Consider the following 17401-nt stretch of genomic DNA (forward strand, 5'->3'; position numbering starts at 1 on the left):
TGACTGGCGTTTTTTATCGGAATGTTCGAATGAGCGGATCGGCTGTCCGTTTCGTCCCGTGTTGCGGTAATTCGATTGAATTTGTTGAATTAATCAGAGCGTGATGCTTCAGGGGAAAACGAGTTGAGTGGCAAATAAGCGAATGGCTGATAAATGCTGCAAGCTGAAGCGACAAGAGGCGTGGCCCCGGTGCGATACGGAGAAAGGCTTGATGGGTGGCCTTCGGGCCGGCGAATGGCGGCTCGTGTCCGGCGAAAGAAAATGAAACGTAAGCCGTCGTAGGGGATTCTAAATTTACCGGAAAGTCGAAGTCAATAATGTTTTCGGGTTTCGGGAATTTGATTGAAATTGAAATCGCAATTATTACTCGTCGAGTCGGTAAAATGTGCGAATCATTGAGGCTTAATAATGAAATCCGGATATTCGATGGTGAAATAATTGGCAATGGCGTTTCAGGCCGGCGATTGATGCCGGACAGGAATTGAATCGTCGCGTTTGTGCCGGCGCGTTGGCGGGCGATAGCGGCATACGCCGGGCAATCCGTGTTCCCGCGCTTCGACCGAAGCCGCACGCCGCGCCGGTTTCGCGCCATCGGAGCCGTCAAGTTTGGTAGGCTTGTTGCCTGCCGCCGTTTGCGCGGATCGCGCCGTCGGCGGCCGACGCGGTGAAAACGGGCGTATCGATGCCGGAAAGGTCGGACGATAGCCGATTCGATACGCGCTTTTTTCCCGGGTGCCCGCGACCGCGCGCAAGCGAAGCAGACAGACCACTGGCCGGGCAGCGCCCGGCCGGCCGCGATGCGAGCCGCGCCCGCATCGTGAATCCCAACGAACAGGAGCAACCGAAGTGATCCGACATATCGTCATGTCGAAGTTGAAGGGGATTTTTGGTGTTTAATTGTTTGATAAATAATAAAAAAGTGTATATCTTATAAAAATGATACCCGCATAGATACCCGCTTTTTATGATGCTGCGTTCCTTGGCGGCGACGTTGACGAAAGTTCTGAAGAGCTCTGAGTGTGCCAAATCAGCCTCTCCAAGGCATGAGGCTGCAGCACCTTAAGGCAAGGGCGCCATCGCCCTACTTTGCGAGTCCGTGACTTGCTGAGTAATCGGCTTGTGTTGCTTGCCTTAACATGTCCATTTTGCGCGTGACGTCGCGCGTGCTAGTGTTGGGGACACTTCAGATCGATGTGTGACGAGTGATCACCTCGCACTGTGGTTCCGGCTGCTGTCAATACCCGTATTGAGAATATTCCGTTATGACCTCAAATAAGTCCCAAACCTCGCCTCAGCAGCAGACGCTCCAAGATGTGAACGACGAGTTCGATTACATCGATGTTGTCCAAGAAGTTGAGAATGAAGAGGATTCCACGTTATCTGCTCCTGATCTTTTGCAGGGGGTAGGGGTAACTGATTCGGATTGGACCGCTGAAACGATTATTAGTCAGTTGAGAAAGGGGAATATCATTCTCAATCCTAGGTTTCAACGTCGTGACGCGTGGGATGATATTCGTAAAAGCCGGTTTATTGAATCATTATTTCTTGGATTACCTGTTCCGCAATTGGTTCTCGCTGAAATACCCGGTAGTAAAGGGCGATATCTTGTAATTGATGGGAAGCAGCGACTTTTGGCGCTCCTTCGTTTTGCTGGTATAGGTGGCGAGTATCTTAGATTAAAGGATCTCACCATTCGTGCTGATCTGAATGGTAAAACGTGGTCCGATATTTCTGATGATTCGTTAAGTAACGATTCTGCGTCTTTTGAGAATTCCCAGATCAGAACGACATTCATAAGGGGTTGGAGTGATGAGCGTGTCTTGTACCTGATCTTCCACCGACTTAATTCTGGGAGTGTTCCTTTGTCGCCTCAGGAATTGAGGCATGTATTGCATCCCGGGAAATTTATCGATTTTGCATTCGAATTCTCAGAGCATAGTCATGTACTCATTTCTATTCTCGGGCGAAAAGGAAAGCCTGATTTTAGAATGCGTGATGTTGAGATGTTGATTCGTTTCTTTGGATTCAACTTATTTGTTCTTGATTATGCTGGTGATCTCAAGGAGTTTTTGGACGAAACTGTTCGCCGACTGAATAGTGATTGGTCGTCCAGGTCTAGTGAAATTCAAGATCGCGCAAAAGAGTGTGAGAATGCAATTGTTGCGACAACCAATATTTTTGGCGATGATTCGTTTTCAAAGTGGACTCGACGTGGTTTCGAGCGGCGTTTTAATCGCGCAGTGTTCGATATCATGGTTTACTATTTTTCCGATGCAAGCGTGAGGGCGGCTGTCGAAGGCAGAGAGGATGATGTGCGAGCCGCGTTCATCACACTATCAAAGGACGATTCTACGTTTTTGAGATCACTGGAGACTACTACTAAGAGTCGCGAATCGACGTTTTATCGATTGGCGCGATGGGGACGGGCTTTGCAGGATCTTTTAGGTATGTCTATTCCTGGGTTGGATGCGGTGGAAAGTAGGATGTGAATGCAATGCTCTCTGAATATTTCACGGCTTTAAATAACAGAGTTCATTCCCTGAAAATTAATTTCCTCCCTCCTGTTAATGTAATGGGGAAGTATACGTCGCACGAGGAAGATAAGATGAGGTCGTTTCGTATGCTGGTGCATGCGGAAATGGAGCATTATCTTGAGTTGGTGTGCGAGGTTTTTATTGCCGATCTGGAGCGTGATATTCAGCATTCTCGTGGTCTTGGCATGGCGAGGAAGATGTGGGCAGAGAAGGCGCTCGTTGAGGCTAAATCGGCCAAGGCGTCAAATAATGGAATAAAGAAGTCCGACATCTTGCAGATGTTTAAGCCGTTTGGATTTGATGATTCATTTTTTGATGCAGTTGATCCTGTTTTTTTGGATCGAATGGCGGAATTCGGCAAGAATCGTGGTGATGTCGCTCATAAGTCTGCGCTGCGAGCGACTTACAAGATTAATTGTGCGAGAGAAGGTTCAATGATAATCGAGTTAATGGGTTATTTGGTTCGATTTGATGAATTAATGTTTGCGCGACGTATTCGTAGTCTGTTGGAAGATTAACGCACTAGGCGCATGAATTTCATGTGCCTGGCATAATTTGATTGAGGGTTGCGCGGAAGATGGGTGAGTTTTTTTGATATTTTCAATCCAGTTTTGCACTTCCGACTCGACCCAAAGGGACAAGTTGCGCACTCGTCTTGGTTTCGGGAAGTCGTTGTTCTTCATCATGTCATAGATTGTAGCTTTGCCGAGTCCTACCATCGCGAGAACAGTTGGCAGTCTTATTAAGCGCTCGGTCAACATGTTCAGTTCCTACAACTTGTAGCCAGGAAGGCGTTCGCCAATGGGGTAATCTGGTCGTTCTTTGCGTATTCCCGCGTTAGCGGCAGCGGACGTTGGGTAGAAAAGGCCGGGTGCGGGGTCATTTAGTGTCTCCCGCAGCTTCGGCTTCGGTCGTTTGCTCGATGGCTAGGCTGATATTCGGCGAGTGACCACGTGCAACGGCGATTGCAAGCTCGTCCGTCCAGTCCGGGTCCGGCTCGTGCAGCAGCGCGCATGCCCATTCAACAACCGCGTCGATGTCTTTCAGCTCGGCCTTGGTCGGGCGATTCTTCGTGAGGTGGTCGATGGACTTCAGCACACTGGTTGTAGCCGCCCGAATCGCTTGCCCGCGTGTGAAAAAAGCGATCGTCGACGGGATCATTCGGAGTCGGCTCGTCGTGTTGAACCTCGTCAGGCGAAGCGCGTTCGCGTAAATCCATACCCCGTCATCTGGTTGCACAAGATAGATGTCTGTAAGCGGTCTGCCGCACGTCCGTTCGGTGCCTGTGGGGCCGTTGACCACGTCGACCATTTGGCAGTCGCCGTTCGCGTCAGGAGGTTCGATTTGAAAGACCCGGCGTGACGGTTTCCCGTCCAGCAGAACGGAAAGCGGCATCAGCGCGCTGTGAACCGCTGCGATGGTCGGTCGGGCCAGCTTCCCGAAACTGGGATCGTACAAAACAGACTGCAGCGCATGCAAAAGTTGCTTTGACTGCGTCTCGCTGATCTTAGCGGGGGCACTTTGACGCGGGGCTGCCAGCGTCGGCGCCTGTGTCCCGATCGTTACTTCCGCGGTCGTCGACGCGGCAACAAGCAGTGCAGCGTTGGTGTTGGCGGCTGCGGGTGCTGCCTGCTCGGGCGATTGTGCGGGGTCCGGGAGCGCATCGAGCAGGGGCACTGCTTCGAGATACTTCTTCGTCACCTTCGATTTGCCGGCTTCCGCAGCTTTGGAGATCCCGACGACGATACGTTCGAGCGCCTTGTCGCCGCCGTGCTGGCGGATCTGTTCGATCGCCAGTGTGCCGGTGCATTGACCGGCACGTACGAGTTGATGCAGTTCAGCCGGTGCACGTTCGAGCAGGCCGACGTCGCGGATAGTTTGGTCGGTGACATTAAGGCGTTCGCAGATCGCTGCGAGTGTCATGCCGTGAGCCGTCATATCCGAACGCGCGACTGAACGAAAAAGGGAAATGGGAAAGCGGGCTGTGCGTCTGGCAGCGGATCGGCTTGGCCGATTGGCAACCGTTTTGCGTACCGGGGATTTGGCAGGAGAACGAGACGAAGGAGGGGACAGTGATCGGTGTCTCGATGCTCACGCTGAGCGGCGCAGATCATGCGATCTGGAGTCGCATGCACAAACCGGCGGACGAGAAGCGAGGCGTCGCTTTCCTGCAGCCGGCCGACTATGACGAATGGTTGCACACGTCGAACGTCGAGGCCGCGCGCGCGATGCTCCAACTCTATCCGGCCGACGAGATGGCGGCCGAGCCAAAGTAACCTTGACGGAGTCCAAATACATGAAAGCCCGCAGCGAGCGGGCCTTTTTTGCGTGCTACAGATTTGCTAGGTACCCGTAATCGCGTGTTGCTACAGACGCGGTATGAAATTCCAACGCAGCGCCGGTTATTTAATCCACACGCCGAGATCGGCATTCAGAAGGTGGCGCCTGACTGCGTTTGCGTGCCCAATCGTCTGTCCTACCGACGTGAGGACATAGTGCTGCACTGGCGAGGTATTCCAGGTTCGAAATAGGGTCTTCATCGCTTCGCCAATGGCGAAGATGGCTTCGATTTCGTTGTCACCCAGCGGACGTTCCTCTAGCTTTCGCGCTAGATTGAAGCGGGCATGTTCGGAGATGCCAAGCTGTTCGCACAAACTGTTCATTGCGATTTCATTGTGCCCTCGCACCTGCACGAGCTCACGGTTGAATTCTGAGGGAATTAGCATCTTTTCGACCGCCGGCTCGGCCGCAATCAGAGTGTCGAAAAGAGATTTCTCGAATCCGCGCGAAAGCAGGCCCGGGTACTCGCTTCTTAAGAGCGCTTGCAGGCTGGTCGGTGTCAACGTATGCTGCGCGACACCAGCATATACGAGATACGAGCAGACACTGTCACTTTCCGGTATTGCCGTATTGAAATGAGCAGCGATGAGAAGCGGCCCCATTAAGTGCTTTCTTGACATCATCCCGGGGACGGAACAGTGCCGCAGGAGAAAAACAAGAGAAAGCAGGTCAATCTGTTGTGGCGTCAGTCGAGCGACAGCAGTGACGGCCTCGTTTAAAACAACTTGACGTATGTTCCGGGAGTTCTCTGTAGCTCGCCGGACGAGTAGGTCGACCAATACGCCCTCTGTCGCGTCGTCTCCTGCGCGTGCAAACGCTTTCTGGGCCTCGAATAACGTGTGCTGGAAATCGGGGTTCGCAGCCTCGGAGACGTTCGGCGCTCCCGTCGCCTGCATCTTCTGGAGAAATTGGTCGATCAAATGTTCGGCGCGTTCACTGGCCACCTGTTTCGCCAACCCTTGCATCTCTAGCGCATTGGAGCGATACACGTCGACTGCAATTTGCCGTGCATCAGCATAGGTGATGCCCTGAACGATGACGTCTCGCCCCGCCTGAGCATTTACTGCGTTATCCCCGCCCTGCTGATTTTGTTCATTACCGAGCATTCCCATTCACTTCTTCCTCGTGTGGATGTCCCTAATGTTTGCGTCCCGTCCTGCTTGCACGTTCGTAGAATTGTCGCCTCCTCGTTGCTGCTGACCACTCTCCCTAGAACGCCTGAATAGAATGCTTCCGATCCAGCCGATAGCCGCGATCACGAAAGCGCCGCCGATTCCGTCAAAAAGCCACTGTTTGTTTTCAACAATCCATTGCATACATTTCCTCTGTAAAGCTTTGTAGGGTCACTTGTATGTGCAAACGTCTTGTACGGACGAGTTAAAGGAAAACTCCCAAAAGGGCGGGTACAGGTTTGTGCGCGAATCCTTGTCAGATGAGGCGCAGGCGCTGCAGCATCATCGGTTGCTGACAGATGGAAATGCAGCATCGCAGTCTGAGAGCGCCTCTCTTTCTATGTCGTCGAGCCAATTTGCCCAAGCTTGTATCATCTCACGACGCTCTGGCAAGTATTTGGCATGATTGTAAGTCGAGCGAGTCTTGTCCTTGTCTTTGTGAGATAACTGCATCTCAACGACTTCGTCTTTCCACCCCATCTCATGAAGGTTTGTCGATGCAGTGGCCCGAAAGTCATGACCAGTTATCGGTTCGGGGTTATCGGGGACCATGTAATCGATCGCCCGGTTGATCGTCGCTCGACTCATGTGTGGCAGCTTTCGATTGCTGTGAAGAATCGGCAAGATATATCCACGATTGCCATACATCTCCTGCAGCTCACGCAACAGTCCAAGCGCTTGCTTGGTGTCACGGGGCGGCGCTATGGAGCCAATGCGGGGTCGGCATAAGGGCGCCACTTGAGGGGCGGCACATAGGCGCCAGTCCAAGGGCGGCGTAATGGCGCCACGTTAGGGGCGGCGCATAGGCGCCAGCAGCATCAGGGCGAGAACGCGGTTCGAACTTTCCGAGTCGGTACGCTCCGTTCTTTTTGAACGGAGCGTCCATGGCCAACAGGAGGTTCGAATTGTTTGAATACCGCCAAGTCCTTGTCCGCATGCGGCAAGGCGATTCTGACCGCGACATCGCGCGCGGCGGTTTGATGGGGCGCAAGAAGCTGACGACCGTGCGCCGCGAGGCTGAAGCGCGTAGTTGGCTGGATCCGGTGCAGCCGCTGCCGGACGACGCTACGATCGCGGGTGTCTTCGGGCGCACGCCGCACCTGCCGCACACCTGTGTGTCGACGGTTGAGCCATATCGCGAACAGGTCCGCGAATGGCTTGCCGCCGGCGTTCAGGGCACCACGATCCATGCCGCCCTTCAACGCAATCATGGCTACGCCGGCAGCTATTGTGCCGTGAAGCGCATGCTGCGCCATCTGGCTGCCGAGCGCAGCGTGGCCACCACAACGATCCTCGACTTCGCACCGGCCGACGCCGCGCAGGTCGACTTCGGCGCGGGACCCGTGCTGACGGTCGAGGGCATTGCGGTCCGGACGTGGATCTTCGTGATGACGTTGTGCTGGTCGCGCCACCAGTATGCCGAGATCGTGCTGGACCAGACCGTCGAGACGTGGCTCGCCAGCCACCGGCGCGCCTTCGAATGGTTCGGCGGCTGTCCCGACCGGGTCATCATCGATAACGCGAAGTGCGCGATCATCCGGGCGTGTCGATACGAGCCGGCGGTGCAACGCTCGTACGCCGCGCTTGCCGAGGGATATGGATTCCGGATCGACGCCTGTCCGCCGCACGATCCCCAGAAGAAGGGCGTCGTCGAATCGGGCGTCAAATACGTCAAGAAGTCCTTCGTGCCGCTGCGCGAGTTCCGGGATCTGGCCGACGCCAACCGGCAACTGCGCGAATGGGTGATGCAGCAGGCCGGCACTCGTATCCACGGCACCGTCCACGAACGGCCGCTGACGCGCTTCGGCGTCGAGCGCCCGTTGCTCGCTGCATTGCCGGACGTGCCGCCGGTACTGTCGGTCTGGAAGGAGGTGGCGGTCCATCGCGACGGCCACGTCGTCTACAAGCACGCGCTGTACTCTGCACCGTTCACGCTCGTCGGCAAGTCGCTCTGGCTGAAGGCGACCGATACGGTCATCCAGCTGTTCCATCGGCATGAACTCGTCGCAACCCATCCGCGGCAGCGGGCCGGCGGTCGCCACACGGTGCGAGATCACCAGCCGCCCGAAGCGCAGGCCTGGCTCGAGCACGATCCGCAGTGGTGTCTGGCGCGCGCGAAGGAGATCGGGCCGTCGTGCCACGGCGTGATCCTCGCGCTGTTCAACGACAAGGTGCTCGTCAACCTGCGCGGCGCGCAGGGGATCATCCGGCTGCGACAGAAAGTCGGCGATCAGAGGCTGGAAGCAGCCTGCGAGCGTGCGCTCGCGTTCAGCAGCGCGAAGTACAGCACCATCAAGGGCATCCTCGACAAAGGCCTGGACAGCGAACCGGTGCCGCGTCCCGCGTCGGCCCCGACTGGCGCTTACCAGAACGGCGGCCGCTTCGGCCGTGATCTCCAATCCCTGCTGATCCACTGACACCATGAACCCGAGTCCCGAATTGAATTCCATCCTCAAACAGCTGCGCCTGTCCGGCATCCTCGACTCGCTTGAGCAGCGCAACCGTCAGGCGATCGACGGGCAGCTCGCCTATACCGAGTTCCTTGCCATGCTGCTGCACGACGAGGTTGCCCGTCGCGAACACAAGAAGCTCGGCACCCGTCTGCTGCGCGCCGGCTTCGCGATGGGCAAGACGCTCGAGACGTTCGACTTCGACCGGCTGCCTACGTTGAACCGCTCACACGTTCATGATCTCGCGACAGGCCGGTATCTCGACGAGAAGGTCGCGATCCTGATCGCCGGTCCAACCGGCACCGGCAAAAGCCACTTGGCCCAGGCGCTGGGCCACTGCGCCGCCCGCCAAGGCCGCGATGTGCTGTTCATCTCGCAGACCGAGCTGCTCAAGCGATTGAACGCCGCGCGCGCCACCGGCGCCTATGACCGCAAGTTCCAGCAGTACGCCCGGGTGCCGCTGCTGATCGTCGATGACTTCGCGCTCAAACCGCTACGTACCCCGCAGGACGAGGACTTCCACGATCTCGTCGCGGCCCGCTACGAGCACGCGGCGACCATCCTGACGTCGAATCTCGACTTCGGTGAATGGGGCGCCGCGTTCCCCGACAACCGCATCCTCGGCACCGCCACACTCGACCGACTACGCCACGGCGCCTACCGGCTCGTCCTCGAGGGCGACAGTTACCGCACCCCGAAACCGATGCCAGATCCCCCTCAAAATGCAGTTGCCAAAAACGGCAAAAAACCGCAACCTTGAAACCGTTCGAATCCGCGTTTTACCCCCGGTTCTGCTGGCGCCATTACGCCGCCCATCCCCGGCTCCTTTACGCCGCCCCGCGACACTTGGGAAGAGGGACGATGTGCAACCGTCGTGCTTTGATCTTTTCAGGGGGAACCTTCCACTCTGCAGCAGCCAAATCAATTTCTTCCCATCGCGCTCGACAAAGTTCAATTGTTCGTGGGAACAGCATCATCAGCAGGCGAATCGCAATGACGGTTCTCCTGCTCTTATAGGTTGGAAGCTGTCGCAACAGCCGCTTAAGTTCTTCACGGCTTAACGGCCGAGCATTCTCTGTTGGAGGCTTTAGGATCGATCCGCGCAACACGGATGCGGGATCTGTATCTGCCCGTAGCGTGATCACTGCATACTGGAACACGTTGGATATGTACTGGCGCAGTTTGATTGCTACAGACGGGGAGCCGCGCTCTTCGACACGGCGCATCAACGCGAGCACGTCGTGGGCCGTAACGGAGCGCATCGGGCGGTTTCCGATATAAGAGACGGTTTCATAAAGACTGATCGGCCCGCCGAAGGGTATTCCAGCAGATCAGACAGCAACCGAGTTTGAGGAACGCGCCGTGAATGTCTGCACGGCGCTCGAAACGAATACGGAGACGACGGAAGTGATGCAGCCAGGCATGCGTGCGTTCGACGACCCAGCGATATTTGCCAAGGCCGCTGCCATGTTCGGTACGGCGCTTGGCGATCACTGGCTCGATACCGCGATCGCGCAACGCGCGCCGATGTCGCTCGGAGTCGTAACCGCGATCCGCGTAGACCACACGCGGCCGCTGCAATGGGTGGCCACGCAATCCGCGGATCGGCGGAATCGCGTCGATCAGCGGCAGCAATTGCGTGACGTCGTTGACGTTCGCGCCGGTCAGGATCGCGGCGAGCGGCGTACCGTTGGCGTCGGTGACGATGTGGTGCTTGGAACCGGGTCGCGCGCGATCGGTGGGGTTTGGCCCAGTTTTTGGCCTGCCCCAACGGCGCGAATCGATGATGAATCGACGGCGGCTCGTGAGAAGTCGATCTGGTCCGCTGCGCGCAGCTTTGCGAGCAGTAGCTCGTGCAAGCGATCCCAGACACCGGCTGCTTGCCAATCGCGCAGCCGGCGCCAACATGTCACGCCCGAGCCGCATCCCATCTCGGCCGGCAGGTCGCGCCAGCGTAGTCCGGTCTTGAGAACGAACAGGATGCCGGTCAGCGCGGCGCGATTCGAAACAGGCAGGCGGCCCGGGTTCTTCTCGCGCCGCGGCTTGGGTGGCGGCAGTAACGGCTCGATCAGTGTCCACAATTCATCGTCGATGATCGGCTTGGCCATCTCCTCAGTCTCGGTTGTTCCGATGCCTGAGGTTAACAGCTCACCGCGAAAGTTAACAGCCCCACGGGGCCTTTTTGAAACCGTCTCTAAGGGTAAGCATCTGCTTCAAGCATGCGCAGGATCTCGCCATAGTGCCGCTCGGTCCACGTCTTTTGCTTCTTCGCAAGCCACTCATCGCTGACGACTCGGAAAGTTGCTTTGCCTTCGTTGATGCGCGCGGATAGCACTTCTTGTCGTGCATGGGATGGATGCAGTCCCTTCTTGACGAGTGCGCGCGCATCGTCGCGCGCCATGCGCGCGTCTTGGAGGCTGACGGCCGGGTATTCACCGATTGCGAATAGGTTCTCCTTCCCAGCAATCCTGTATCGGTATCGCCAGAGCTTGGAGCCGGACGGACGCACCTCAAGATACAGGCCATTGGCGTCGGTAAGTTTGGTAGGCTTGTCGCCTGCCTTCGCTTGTCGGATTTTGACGTCGGTAAGTGGCAAGGTGAAATAGCGGGTATCGTCGTTGGGTGTTTGAAATGATACCCGCTTTATTACCCGCTTTTTTTCCGGCTGGGTGCGATTTCTCGTGAACGTGAGCGAACGGTGGAAGGGCGTAGAGTGCCCAACTGGTAGGGGTTGCAGGCGAGTCGCCGAACCAAAACGAACAGGAGCGAACGAAGTGATCAGACATATTGTCATGTGGAAGTTGAAGGAATCGGCGGAAGGCGCGACGCGCGCGCAGAACGCGCTGAAGCTGAAGGAAAAGCTCGAAGGCTGCCGCGACCTCGTGCCGGGCACGCTGCAGATCCAGGTCGGTGTGGCGACGCCCGGCCTCGAAGCGACGTCCGACGTCGTGCTCGTGTCCGATTTCACGGACCAGGCCGCGCTCGACGCATACCAGGTGCACCCGGTTCACCAGGAAGTGAAGAAATTCGTCGTCGCCGTGGCCGAATCGCGCCAGTGCGTCGATTACCTCGTCGACGACGCACGATGAGCGACGCGGCAACCCCGGCGGACAGCCCGTCGATCGAAAGCCCGTTCGTTGACCTGCTCGGCGTGCGGCTCGTGTCCGCGAAGGACGGCGCGAGCGAGATCGTGCTGCCGCTCGAAGAGCGGCACATGAACACGTGGAGCATCGCGCACGGCGGCGTGACGATGACGCTTGCGGACATCGCGCTCGCGATGGCCGCGCGCAGCCTGACCGATGACGGCGTCGGCGTCGTCACGGTCGAGATGAAGGTGAACTTCATGCAGCCGGGCCGCGGCGAGTTGCGCGCGTACGGGCGCGTGATGCACCGCTCGACGACGATGGCCTACTGCGAAGGCGAAGTGCGCGACAGCGACGGCAACTTCGTCGCGAAGGCGCTCGGCACGTTCAAGTACATGCGGCGGCTCGCGGTAGGGCGCGACATCAAGCGACAACGCTCGCGCACGGCGCCGGACGCGCAACCCGGCCCGAGCGACGCGTAAGCGCGCACACGCACGGCCCTGCCTTCCCACCGGCAGGGCCGTTTCGTTTGGCGGGCCGCATGGGTGCGGCGGCCGTGTTTCAAGGGGCGCAGAAGGGCCGCGCATGTCGGCACTGCAGTGCGCGTCGCGCCCGCCCGACACGCGCGTGGCATCATGTGACGCTTGTCCGCTCACGGCGCCGCGCACGCGCCGTCCTCTCCGATGCCGCTGAATCCGAAGATCGCCCAGGTGCTCGACATGATCGAGCGCGCGAAACGCCCGTCCTATCACCACCAGACGCCGCAGCAGGCGCGCGCCGCATACGAGAGGAGCGCGCCGATTCTCGACGTCGCACCGGCAGCGATGCATTCGGTCGAGGAATGCGTCGTGCCGACGCGCGACGGCCGCACGATCGGCGCGCGGCTGTACCTGCCGGTCGAGCCGAGTCTCGCGGAGCCGCTGCCCGCGCTCGTCTACTACCACGGCGGCGGTTTCACGGTCGGCAGCGTCGACACGCACGATGCGCTGTGCCGGATGTTCGCGCACGATGCGCAATGCGCGGTGCTGTCGGTCGGCTACCGGCTCGCGCCCGAACACCGGTTCCCGACCGCGGTGAACGATGCGGACGATGCGTTGCAGTGGCTGCATCGCGAAGCCGCCGCGTTCGGTATCGACGCGTCGCGGCTGGCGGTCGGCGGCGACAGCGCGGGCGGCACGCTCGCGACCGTCTGCGCGGTGCTCGCACGCGACGCGGGCATCGGTCTTGCGCTGCAGATGCTGATTTACCCGGGCGTGACGGGCTACCAGGACACCGAATCGCATGCGCGGCTCGCGAACGGCTACCTGCTGACGCAGGACACGATCCAGTGGTTCTTCACGCAATACGTGCGCGATTCGGCGGATCGCGACGACTGGCGCTTCGCGCCGCTCGACGGCACGCGCGGCGCGCCGTCGTTCGCGGGCGTCGCGCCGGCCTGGATCGCGACGGCCGAATACGATCCGCTGAACGACGAAGGCGCCGCGTATGCGGAGAAGCTGCGCGCGGCCGGCAACAGGGTTACGCTGGTCTGTTATCCGGGGATGATCCACGAATTCTTCAAGATGGGCGGCTACGTGCCCGAGGTGCGGGCCGCGCATGCCGATGCGGTCGCGGCGCTGAAGGCCGCATTCGACGACGTTTGACGGCGGGCGTGTGACGGTGTGCGCGCCGCATGGAGGACAGCGATGACGGACGGCGTGGTGGAAACGGGCGACTGGACGATACTGGGCGGCGATGCCGCGCGCATCCGCGACGCGGTGTTCGTGCGCGAACAGCGGATTCCGCCGGAATGGGAGCTCGACGACGACGATCCGCTGTCGCTCCATGCGGTTGCTTACCGGGTCGACGCGGTGACGGGAATGCGCCGTGCGGTCGCGACGGGGAGGCTGCTGCCGTCCGGCACGATCGGCCGGGTCTCGGTGCTGGCCGACGCACGCGGGCAGGGTGTCGGGTCGGCCGTGCTGGACGCGCTGCTGGCGGCCGCGCGGCGGCGTGGCGAACCCGTCGTGCGGCTTTACGCGCAGGATTCGGCGGTGTCGTTCTATCTGCGGCACGGCTTCGCCGCGGTCGGGGAACCGTTCGTCGAAGCCGGCGTGCCGCACGTCGAGATGATGCGCGCGCCGTAGCGCGCGGGGCCTGCGCGTTCAGCGCGGGCGCGTCGCGTCGATATCGAACGTGACCGCGCGCTCGAACGTGCCCGGGCGGACGGTGCGGTGCGAGCCGTCGTCGTCGCAGCGCTCCTTGATCTCGACCGTCAGCCGCAAGCCTTCCTTCATCGTGACGCGCAGCGCGGTCGTGCCGCGCGTGCCGTATTCGGGCGTTTCGATGAACGCGGCCGACAGCGCACGCTCGCGCTCGATCGGGATGCCCGTGTGCGGCAGCGCGTCGTCGTCCGCGACATGCGGGTCGCGCATCAGCTCGATCAACTCGTCGAGCGACGGGGTCGGATTGTCGGTGAGCAGCGTGCCGAGCTCCGCGCGCTTGCGCACCACTTTCGGCCAGGGTGTATCGAGCCGCGCATTCGACAGCGCATGCACGCCGGGCGTGATCGCGACGGGTGCGGCAACCGCGCTCTCGCCTTCGGGCGCGCGGTTGCAGAACCACGCGAGTTCGCGCCGCTTCCAGTCGCCGACGAGCAGGTTGAAGCCGTTGTACACGGCCGCGTGCTCGGCCAATTGCCCGAGATAGTCGAGCGGCGCGACGGACGGGCCGCCGAGGAAATCGGATACGAGCTTGCCGCGGGTCGGCGCACCCGCGCGGATGTCGAACGGCGCGCGGTAGTTCGTCAGCGCGGCGAAGCGGCCGTCGCGCGATACGCCGAGCCACGTGCCGCCGGCTTCGAGATCGCGGCCGGCCAGCACGCCCGGTACATCTTCCCACCATGAGAGCGGCGCGCTCGTGCGACGAAAGAACTCGTCGCGGTTGGCGGTCAGGGTAAAGACGGGACCGGCGGCGGCGTCAGGCTGCCAGTCGAAGGCGATCAGACACATCGGGCGAATCTCTCGCAGGAAACATCGTGCGCCGGCTGCGACTCGCGAGCCGGCGCACGAACGGGTTGTCAGTGCGTCACACTTCCGTGGGCCAAGCGTACGGAAGCGCGTCGAACGCGAGTGCCGGGCCGTCGGCCGAACCGAGGTGCACGGTGCCGTTGTCGAGCGCGGCGAGCTTGATCTCGACGAGCGCGTCGACGCCGCCCGCGGGCGCGGCGGCCGCGTTGACGATCATCCCGCACGGCTGGCCGGGATCGTCGCTGTGGAACAGTTCGACGCCGGCATGCACGGTATCGGTGTCGCCGGCGACGTGCGCGAGCGCGGTGCGGCGCTTGATCGTGCCGCGGTACTGGCTGCGCGCGACGATTTCCTGGCCCGGGTAGCACCCCTTGCGGAAGTTAACGGCGCCGATCACGTCGAAGTTGACCATCTGCGGCACGAACTGCTCGACCGCCGGCTGCGTGATGCGCGGCTCGCCCGCGCGAACGTCGAGCCAGTCCCACACGGCCGGCGACACGACCGGCAGCGTGCCGGCGAGCGCGGCGAGGCGCGCGTCGACTTCCGCACGCGGGCCGATCCACAGGTAGCGCTTGCGGCCGGCGGCATCGGGCACGCGGATCAGCGCGCCGGCCGGGCCGTCGACCTTCACGTGCACGCCGTCCGGCAGCGCGTCGAAGATGCCCGACAGCGCGTCGCGCACGTCGCCCGCGAAGCCCGCCACTGCGAGCGTGTCGCTCGCATCGGTGAGCTTGGCCTTCGCGCGCAGCACGAACATCGACAGCCGTTTCTGCACGGCGGGCTGCACGTCCTTCGACACCAGCAGGCGCACGCCGTGGCCGGCACGCCATGCGAGGAACGACCCGAGGAGCCGCCCCTTCGGCGAGCAATAGCCGGACAGCCGTGCGCTCCCGGCATCGAGATGTTCGATGTCGTTGGTCAGCTGGCTGTGCAGGAACGTCGCGGCGTCGTCGCCGGCCACGTCGATCACGCCGAACTGCGGCAGCGGCATGCAGGCGCCCGGCGCGTCGAAATCGGCGGCGGACGGGCGGGGGAAAACGGGGAGCGAGGCAGGTGCGGCCTGGGCAGCCGGTGAAGCGAACGGTGTGCTCATGGAATGAGGGAACAGTCAACCCTGACTTTGACGAAGGCGAGCAAGTATTATATGGGTCTTACCTGAGTCACGTTTCCATGTCCCTACTGAAGAAATGCGCCGCGACGATCGTGGCGCTGGCCGTCGTTGTGGCCGCTGCCGGCGCGGGCGGCGGGTATTACTGGGCGACCCGGCCGCTGCTGCTGGGTTCGGCATCGCTCGACGTCACGATCAAGCCGCGCAGCACCGTGAAGAGCGTGGCGCTGCAGCTCAAGCGCGGCGGCGTGCCGGTCGAGCCGTTCGGTTTCGTCGCGATGACGCGCGTGCTCGGGCTGTCGAGCCGGCTCAAGTCCGGCAACTACGAATTCAAGACGGGCATCACGCCGTACGAAGTCCTGCAGAAGATCGCGCGCGGCGACGTGAACGAGTACGTCGCGACGGTCATCGAAGGCTGGACCTTCAAGCGGATGCGCGCGGAGCTCGACGCGAACCCCGATCTCGCGCACACGACGGCCGGCATGAGCGACACCGAGCTGCTGCGCGCGATCGGCGCGTCGGACGGCGCCGTGCAGCGCGGCAGCGGCGAGGGGCTGTTCTTCCCCGATACCTACCTGTTCGACAAGGGCACGAGCGACCTGAACATCTACCGGCGCGCGTACCACCTGATGCAGACGCGCCTCGACGAAGCCTGGGCCGCGCGCGTGCCGGGGTTGCCGTACAAGACGCCTTACGAAGCGCTGACGATCGCATCGATCGTCGAGAAGGAAACGGGGCACGCGGCCGACCGCGCATTCGTCGCGGCCGTGTTCGCGAACCGGTTGCGTATCGGGATGCCGTTGCAGACCGATCCGTCGGTGATCTACGGGCTCGGCGACGCGTACGACGGCCGTCTGCGCAAGCGCGACCTGCAGGCCGACACTCCTTACAATACCTACACCCGACGCGGGCTGCCGCCGACGCCGATCGCATTGCCGGGCGTTGCCGCGCTGCAGGCGGCGATCAACCCGGCCCAGACGAGCGCGCTCTATTTCGTCGCGAAGGGCGACGGCACGAGCGTGTTCTCGGACACGCTCGGCGACCACAACAAGGCCGTGGACAAGTACATACGAGGTCAATAATGGCGAGCGGTAAATTCATCACGTTCGAAGGCATCGACGGCGCAGGGAAGACCACTCATCTGCAATGGTTCTGCGAACGTCTCCAGGGCAAGCTGACCGCTGCCGGCAGGCAGGTCGTCGTCACCCGCGAGCCGGGCGGCACGCAGCTCGGCGAGAAACTGCGCGAGATCCTGCTGAACCAGCCGATGGATCTCGAGACGGAAGCGCTGCTGATGTTCGCCGCGCGTCGCGAGCATCTGGCGCTGGTGATCGAGCCGGCGCTCGCGCGCGGCGACTGGGTCGTGTCCGATCGTTTCACCGACGCGACGTTCGCGTACCAGGGCGGCGGCCGCGGGTTGCCGCGCGACAAGCTCGAGACGCTCGAACGCTGGGTGCAGGGCGGCTTCCAGCCGGACCTCACGGTGCTGTTCGACGTCGCGCCGCACGTCGCGAGCGAGCGTCGCGGCGCCGCGCGCATGCCCGACAAGTTCGAAAGCGAATCCGACGCGTTCTTCGCGCGCACGCGCGGCGAGTACCTGCGGCGTGCGGAAGAGGCGCCGCACCGCTTCGCGATCGTCGACGCGACGCAGTCGATTCCCGCCATCCGCCAGCAGCTCGAACGCGTGCTCGCCGCGCTGTAACACG

General features: G+C 60.9%; 22 protein-coding genes. 11 read left to right on the forward strand and 11 right to left on the reverse strand.

Going from position 1 to position 17401, the window contains the following annotated elements; genetic code table 11:
- Positions 1–13 precede the first annotated feature (13 nt).
- Positions 14–604, reverse strand: coding sequence for a hypothetical protein (locus BBJ41_RS40175; protein ID WP_156814732.1), 591 nt, complete (start codon positions 602–604; stop codon positions 14–16).
- The gene (locus tag BBJ41_RS40180; RefSeq protein WP_156814733.1) at positions 601–1026 is read right to left on the reverse strand and encodes a hypothetical protein; all 426 of its coding nucleotides are present in this window, start codon (positions 1024–1026) and stop codon (positions 601–603) included. Before BBJ41_RS40180 ends, BBJ41_RS40175 begins: the two co-directional genes overlap by 4 nt.
- 236 nt (positions 1027–1262) lie before the next feature.
- Here BBJ41_RS40180 and BBJ41_RS38405 point away from each other — a divergent pair, with 236 nt between their 5' ends.
- Positions 1263–2489: a DUF262 domain-containing protein gene (locus tag BBJ41_RS38405; RefSeq protein ID WP_083281784.1), complete on the forward strand. Its 1227-nt coding sequence runs from the start codon at positions 1263–1265 to the stop codon at positions 2487–2489.
- Positions 2486–3052, forward strand: a complete 567-nt coding sequence (locus tag BBJ41_RS40185; protein WP_156814734.1) for a hypothetical protein — start codon at positions 2486–2488, stop codon at positions 3050–3052. The genes BBJ41_RS38405 and BBJ41_RS40185 overlap by 4 nt, the downstream gene beginning before the upstream one ends.
- Here BBJ41_RS40185 and BBJ41_RS42070 read toward each other — a convergent pair.
- Together BBJ41_RS42070 and BBJ41_RS42075 are read right to left on the reverse strand one after the other, a co-directional pair.
- A complete protein-coding gene (locus BBJ41_RS42070; RefSeq protein ID WP_197680890.1) occupies positions 3011–3295 on the reverse strand; it encodes a helix-turn-helix transcriptional regulator in 285 nt (94 codons plus the stop codon). The genes BBJ41_RS40185 and BBJ41_RS42070 overlap by 42 nt on opposite strands.
- Before the next feature lie 118 nt (positions 3296–3413).
- Positions 3414–4457 (reverse strand): hypothetical protein, encoded by a 1044-nt coding sequence (locus BBJ41_RS42075; RefSeq protein ID WP_418222288.1) that lies wholly within the window; start codon positions 4455–4457, stop codon positions 3414–3416.
- 83 nt (positions 4458–4540) lie between these two features.
- Between BBJ41_RS42075 and BBJ41_RS02465 the strand changes: the two genes are divergently transcribed.
- On the forward strand, positions 4541–4810 hold the full coding sequence (locus tag BBJ41_RS02465) for an SOS response-associated peptidase family protein (protein WP_069745167.1): 270 nt from the start codon (positions 4541–4543) through the stop codon (positions 4808–4810).
- Between the two features lie 126 nt (positions 4811–4936).
- Here BBJ41_RS02465 and BBJ41_RS02470 read toward each other — a convergent pair whose 3' ends face one another.
- Together BBJ41_RS02470 and BBJ41_RS38425 are read right to left on the reverse strand one after the other, a co-directional pair.
- The gene (locus BBJ41_RS02470; protein WP_069745168.1) at positions 4937–5986 is read right to left on the reverse strand and encodes an LPO_1073/Vpar_1526 family protein; all 1050 of its coding nucleotides are present in this window, start codon (positions 5984–5986) and stop codon (positions 4937–4939) included.
- Between the two features lie 342 nt (positions 5987–6328).
- Positions 6329–6670: a tyrosine-type recombinase/integrase gene (locus tag BBJ41_RS38425; protein WP_236872047.1), complete on the reverse strand. Its 342-nt coding sequence runs from the start codon at positions 6668–6670 to the stop codon at positions 6329–6331.
- A gap of 281 nt (positions 6671–6951) precedes the next feature.
- Between BBJ41_RS38425 and istA the strand changes: the two genes are divergently transcribed.
- Positions 6952–8463 carry an IS21 family transposase gene (gene istA, locus BBJ41_RS02475; protein ID WP_027809980.1) on the forward strand — a complete coding sequence of 504 codons (1512 nt, stop codon included), beginning with the start codon at positions 6952–6954 and terminating at the stop codon, positions 8461–8463.
- Positions 8464–8467: 4 nt separating this feature from the next.
- On the forward strand, positions 8468–9256 hold the full coding sequence (istB, locus tag BBJ41_RS02480; protein ID WP_012213993.1) for an IS21-like element ISBmu1 family helper ATPase IstB: 789 nt from the start codon (positions 8468–8470) through the stop codon (positions 9254–9256).
- 67 nt (positions 9257–9323) lie between these two features.
- Here istB and BBJ41_RS38430 read toward each other — a convergent pair whose 3' ends face one another.
- The 3 genes from BBJ41_RS38430 to BBJ41_RS02485 form a co-directional block, all read right to left on the reverse strand.
- On the reverse strand, positions 9324–9758 hold the full coding sequence (locus tag BBJ41_RS38430) for a tyrosine-type recombinase/integrase (RefSeq protein ID WP_197680891.1): 435 nt from the start codon (positions 9756–9758) through the stop codon (positions 9324–9326).
- 28 nt (positions 9759–9786) lie between these two features.
- A protein-coding gene (locus BBJ41_RS38435) for an IS5-like element IS402 family transposase (RefSeq protein WP_085954470.1) occupies positions 9787–10604 on the reverse strand; the annotation gives its coding sequence in 2 pieces (ribosomal slippage) (positions 9787–10256 and positions 10256–10604; 819 coding nt in all).
- 86 nt (positions 10605–10690) lie between these two features.
- Positions 10691–11092 carry an Arm DNA-binding domain-containing protein gene (locus tag BBJ41_RS02485; RefSeq protein ID WP_069745169.1) on the reverse strand — a complete coding sequence of 134 codons (402 nt, stop codon included), beginning with the start codon at positions 11090–11092 and terminating at the stop codon, positions 10691–10693.
- A gap of 178 nt (positions 11093–11270) precedes the next feature.
- Between BBJ41_RS02485 and BBJ41_RS02490 the strand changes: the two genes are divergently transcribed.
- From BBJ41_RS02490 to BBJ41_RS02505, 4 genes are all read left to right on the forward strand, one after another.
- Entirely contained in the window at positions 11271–11585 is a 315-nt protein-coding gene (locus BBJ41_RS02490; RefSeq protein ID WP_069745170.1) for a Dabb family protein, read from the forward strand.
- Positions 11582–12061: a PaaI family thioesterase gene (locus BBJ41_RS02495; protein ID WP_069745171.1), complete on the forward strand. Its 480-nt coding sequence runs from the start codon at positions 11582–11584 to the stop codon at positions 12059–12061. The genes BBJ41_RS02490 and BBJ41_RS02495 overlap by 4 nt, the downstream gene beginning before the upstream one ends.
- 201 nt (positions 12062–12262) lie before the next feature.
- Positions 12263–13222, forward strand: a complete 960-nt coding sequence (locus tag BBJ41_RS02500; RefSeq protein WP_069745172.1) for an alpha/beta hydrolase — start codon at positions 12263–12265, stop codon at positions 13220–13222.
- Positions 13223–13264: 42 nt separating this feature from the next.
- A complete protein-coding gene (locus BBJ41_RS02505; RefSeq protein WP_069745173.1) occupies positions 13265–13705 on the forward strand; it encodes a GNAT family N-acetyltransferase in 441 nt (146 codons plus the stop codon).
- 18 nt (positions 13706–13723) lie between these two features.
- Here the strand turns inward: BBJ41_RS02505 and BBJ41_RS02510 are convergent, their stop codons facing one another.
- Both BBJ41_RS02510 and ygfZ read right to left on the reverse strand, forming a co-directional pair.
- Positions 13724–14569: an NRDE family protein gene (locus tag BBJ41_RS02510; protein ID WP_069745174.1), complete on the reverse strand. Its 846-nt coding sequence runs from the start codon at positions 14567–14569 to the stop codon at positions 13724–13726.
- 76 nt (positions 14570–14645) lie between these two features.
- Positions 14646–15680, reverse strand: coding sequence for a CAF17-like 4Fe-4S cluster assembly/insertion protein YgfZ (gene ygfZ, locus BBJ41_RS02515; RefSeq protein WP_069745175.1), 1035 nt, complete (start codon positions 15678–15680; stop codon positions 14646–14648).
- Positions 15681–15757: 77 nt separating this feature from the next.
- On the opposite strand from ygfZ, the gene mltG reads away from it, so the two are divergent.
- Positions 15758–16777 (forward strand): endolytic transglycosylase MltG, encoded by a 1020-nt coding sequence (gene mltG / locus BBJ41_RS02520; protein WP_069745176.1) that lies wholly within the window; start codon positions 15758–15760, stop codon positions 16775–16777.
- Entirely contained in the window at positions 16777–17397 is a 621-nt protein-coding gene (tmk, locus tag BBJ41_RS02525) for a dTMP kinase (protein ID WP_069745177.1), read from the forward strand. Before mltG ends, tmk begins: the two co-directional genes overlap by 1 nt.
- The last annotated feature ends 4 nt before the right edge of the window (positions 17398–17401 follow it).

Origin of the sequence: Burkholderia stabilis, from assembly GCF_001742165.1 — a bacterium.
In the GTDB taxonomy this organism is placed as follows: Bacteria; Pseudomonadota; Gammaproteobacteria; order Burkholderiales; family Burkholderiaceae; genus Burkholderia; species Burkholderia stabilis.

What these genes read in the sequence shown, in the direction of transcription:
- istB (WP_012213993.1), top strand. Translation starts at nt 8,468, where the DNA reads ATGAACCCGAGTCCCGAATTGAATTCCATCCTCAAACAGCTGCGCCTG.
- BBJ41_RS38430 (WP_197680891.1), bottom strand. Translation starts at nt 9,758, where the DNA reads ATGCGCTCCGTTACGGCCCACGACGTGCTCGCGTTGATGCGCCGTGTC.
- BBJ41_RS42075 (WP_418222288.1), bottom strand. Translation starts at nt 4,457, where the DNA reads ATGACACTCGCAGCGATCTGCGAACGCCTTAATGTCACCGACCAAACT.
- BBJ41_RS02470 (WP_069745168.1), bottom strand. Translation starts at nt 5,986, where the DNA reads ATGGGAATGCTCGGTAATGAACAAAATCAGCAGGGCGGGGATAACGCA.
- BBJ41_RS02505 (WP_069745173.1), top strand. Translation starts at nt 13,265, where the DNA reads ATGACGGACGGCGTGGTGGAAACGGGCGACTGGACGATACTGGGCGGC.
- ygfZ (WP_069745175.1), bottom strand. Translation starts at nt 15,680, where the DNA reads ATGAGCACACCGTTCGCTTCACCGGCTGCCCAGGCCGCACCTGCCTCG.
- BBJ41_RS02500 (WP_069745172.1), top strand. Translation starts at nt 12,263, where the DNA reads ATGCCGCTGAATCCGAAGATCGCCCAGGTGCTCGACATGATCGAGCGC.
- BBJ41_RS02510 (WP_069745174.1), bottom strand. Translation starts at nt 14,569, where the DNA reads ATGTGTCTGATCGCCTTCGACTGGCAGCCTGACGCCGCCGCCGGTCCC.
- BBJ41_RS38405 (WP_083281784.1), top strand. Translation starts at nt 1,263, where the DNA reads ATGACCTCAAATAAGTCCCAAACCTCGCCTCAGCAGCAGACGCTCCAA.
- BBJ41_RS42070 (WP_197680890.1), bottom strand. Translation starts at nt 3,295, where the DNA reads ATGTTGACCGAGCGCTTAATAAGACTGCCAACTGTTCTCGCGATGGTA.
- tmk (WP_069745177.1), top strand. Translation starts at nt 16,777, where the DNA reads ATGGCGAGCGGTAAATTCATCACGTTCGAAGGCATCGACGGCGCAGGG.
- BBJ41_RS02495 (WP_069745171.1), top strand. Translation starts at nt 11,582, where the DNA reads ATGAGCGACGCGGCAACCCCGGCGGACAGCCCGTCGATCGAAAGCCCG.
- mltG (WP_069745176.1), top strand. Translation starts at nt 15,758, where the DNA reads ATGTCCCTACTGAAGAAATGCGCCGCGACGATCGTGGCGCTGGCCGTC.